Source organism: Stenomitos frigidus ULC18 (assembly GCF_003003795.1).
Classification (GTDB): Bacteria; Cyanobacteriota; Cyanobacteriia; order Leptolyngbyales; family Leptolyngbyaceae; genus Stenomitos; species Stenomitos frigidus_A.
This window is the reverse complement of record NZ_PVWK01000019.1, coordinates 1-2,586: the sequence shown is the minus strand read 5'-3', so window position 1 is coordinate 2,586 and position 2,586 is coordinate 1. Positions and strand designations below refer to the sequence as shown.

Annotated in this window: 3 protein-coding genes and 1 pseudogene; 3 read left to right on the top strand and 1 reads right to left on the bottom strand. The window is 57.7% G+C overall.

Annotation, left to right across the window (positions count from 1 at the left end; genetic code table 11):
- A partial coding sequence (locus C7B82_RS31940) for a hypothetical protein (protein ID WP_425443598.1) occupies positions 1-313 on the top strand: 313 nt, incomplete at its 5' end.
- Positions 314-412: 99 nt separating this feature from the next.
- On the top strand, positions 413-637 hold the full coding sequence (locus tag C7B82_RS31300; protein WP_146141051.1) for a hypothetical protein: 225 nt from the start codon (positions 413-415) through the stop codon (positions 635-637).
- 184 nt (positions 638-821) lie between these two features.
- Here the strand turns inward: C7B82_RS31300 and arsS are convergent, their stop codons facing one another.
- Positions 822-1,961: an arsenosugar biosynthesis radical SAM (seleno)protein ArsS gene (arsS, locus tag C7B82_RS04595; RefSeq protein ID WP_106255137.1), complete on the bottom strand. Its 1,140-nt coding sequence runs from the start codon at positions 1,959-1,961 to the stop codon at positions 822-824.
- Between the two features lie 325 nt (positions 1,962-2,286).
- Here arsS and C7B82_RS04590 point away from each other — a divergent pair.
- A pseudogene (locus C7B82_RS04590) lies at positions 2,287-2,586 on the top strand (hypothetical protein); the annotation flags it as partial.

Below are 2,586 nucleotides of genomic sequence, written 5' to 3'. Positions count from 1 at the left end.
AAAGCGCTCTTGGGTGTGCGTCGGGGCTGGCGGCTTTGGCCATGCCAAAGTTGGGTGGGCCTGCCGTCGCCAGGGGGGCGCTTTGGTCGCGCGCTTGCCCTGGAAAGCCAATCTCTATGACTTTGCGCCCACGCTGCCACCGCGCGATCCGGGCCGTCCCCGCACCAAAGGGGTGCGCTTGCCGTCGCTGCAGCCGCAGTGGAAAAGCCTCTGCTTGGAGTCGGAGCCGTTCCACCTTTGGTGCTGGTCTGGCGGTACCCATGCACTGCGACAATGGGTGAGCGGTACAGCCGTTGGGGCTGTCGCTGTCTAGCCGCCGTTGCCCTTGCGCTGGGTGCTGGTGCTTGACCCGACCGGACCGCACCCACCGACGGCCTGATGCTCCACTCGTTTGCGCCTCAGCGCGGCGCAGATGGTCGCACTCTACGTGGCGCGTTGGAGTCTGGAAGTCACTGTTGAAGCAGCCCGTGCCGCTCGGGGGGTGCCATCCCAGCGCCACTGGTCGAAAGCCCCCACGACACGCACCACGCCGGTCTTGTTAGCGCTCTTCTCCTTGAGTTGTTTGCTGCCATTGCCTCACCCCACTCGCCCCTCGCACCACCGCTTGGTCTGCCAAAAGCGAACTCACCTTCGCTGACCTGTGGGCGGTCGTGCGGGTCTCCCTTGGGCACTCCCGGCTGTTTCTCCGACCGGCACTGAACCCAACTCCGGTTTGACGCCTTGAGGCAGAACGCGAACAGTTGCTTCCACGGCTCGCGTCCTCATTCTGATTGGCTAAAGTCGAGTCGAAGAAAGCCGAGGTCTAAGTTGGTGGGCTTTGGTTAGACGATCGCCCCACTACACGAACTTCCTGCACCGGCCGTACAGCCAAAGCAATGGTGTCCGGTCACAATCTCACGCTGGGCCAGGAGTGCTGGATTGAAATCGCGGATGTGGGGTCGGTGCCCATCTAGCTGTTGGGCCTCTAAGTCCAGCATTTGATTAAAATCGCAGTCAAAAATACGCCCATCCCAGGAAATCGATAGCGTGTTACGGCACATCAAACCTGCGATCGTGCTGGGATTAAACGCATTCACAAGCCGTTCCATGTAGGCTTGAAGATTGCCGGATGTCTCCAGCCACTCCAGATAGCGCGAGATCGGCATATTGTTGAGGGCAATGAGGCGATCAAAGGTAATCCCGCAATTTTCCTGCAAGCCTGTTTTCCATTCTTTTTCAATGCATGGGTTGTTTTTGGCGAGGCAAGCACCCACAGGATTCGTCACCAAAACTAATTGCCGCTGAGAATCACCTTGTCCGTAGCCTGCCGCATTCAAGCGCTGCAAGGCTATGATCGATTTCTCAAACGTGCCGTCGCCGCGCTGGGTGTCAGTACTTTCCTGTTTATAGTGGGGCAACGAGCAGACAATCTCTACGCCTCTCGCAGCCAGCCATTTTGGAAGATCTTGCATGCGTGGTAGTAGCAGCACAGTCAAATTGCAGCGATCGATCACGTGCTTGCCCCGCGCCACACACTGATCCACTAGATAGCGAAAATGTGGGTTCAATTCAGGTGCTCCGCCTGTTATGTCAACGGTATGGGCTTCTGTCTGATCCAGTGCTTGCAGACAGGCGTAGATCGTCGATCGATCCATATTCTCGACTATGCGTGTGGGTCCCGCATCCACATGACAATGGCTGCACGTCATGTTACACAGTTTGCCGAGGTTGATTTGAAAAATCTCCAGTTTGCTTGGTTGCAGCGTTTGCCACTGGTGAACTGCCAGCCTTTGAGCAAAGTTACCCTGCTGCGGCGTTTGGGACAAATCAACGGCTGCCAGATCTGCAAGCTGCTGTTGTGGATCTGCTAGCCGCGATCGTCCGTACAGTACAGCCTCCGCGCCTTTAGACGATGACGCTGATGGATTCTGCTTGAGGACACCCTTGCTGCCTAACGCCAAATCTTGCACCGTTTCAGACATTGAACAATCCTTTGGAGTCTGCTTATGGTCTTCTATTAAAAGCTTACCGTTTACAAACGGTAATGATGCAACCAGGGTTGTGTTTCAACCGGGTGCTCGGCCTTCTGTAGGGACGTGATATGGAACGTCCCTTGTCGCTTCAGCGGTCGGTAACCGGTCGTTCCTAAGGGGCATCAAACACGGCTCTGTTGCTTGGGTGCCTGTATTTTTAAGAAGCGCGTGGCCATCCAGTTCGCCCCAGGGACACCGTTTGGTAGCGTTTGGAGCCATGCGCATAGGCCCATGAGGCCAACTCGAAGGCTCCCTAGAGCGTGCGAGCGCGCCTGTGCAAGGACGCGTTGTCAAAGGGCCACCCAAAGCGACCGCCGCCGAAACGCTGCTTGGAGAAAAAACAGGGGTTGGTATTGATGTTTGTCCCGCCCGTTTGGATGTGTACCTGCGGCCCCAAGGGCCAACCTTAAAAGTGCCCCACACCGAAGCTGGCGTCCGCACCCTGCTGGGGCAACATCGGGTCGTGGCCGCAGCGACGGGTGGCTGGGACGAACTGCAGGGTGCGGCAAAGCAGCGGCGCTCGCGGGCGGCGCCAACGGTGCGGGCTGACAGCGAAGACCAGCTCCAGGCGTTG

Coding starts and splice junctions, on each gene's coding strand:
- C7B82_RS31300 (WP_146141051.1), top strand. CDS start 413: ATGGTCGCACTCTACGTGGCGCGTTGGAGTCTGGAAGTCACTGTTGAA.
- arsS (WP_106255137.1), bottom strand. CDS start 1,961: ATGTCTGAAACGGTGCAAGATTTGGCGTTAGGCAGCAAGGGTGTCCTC.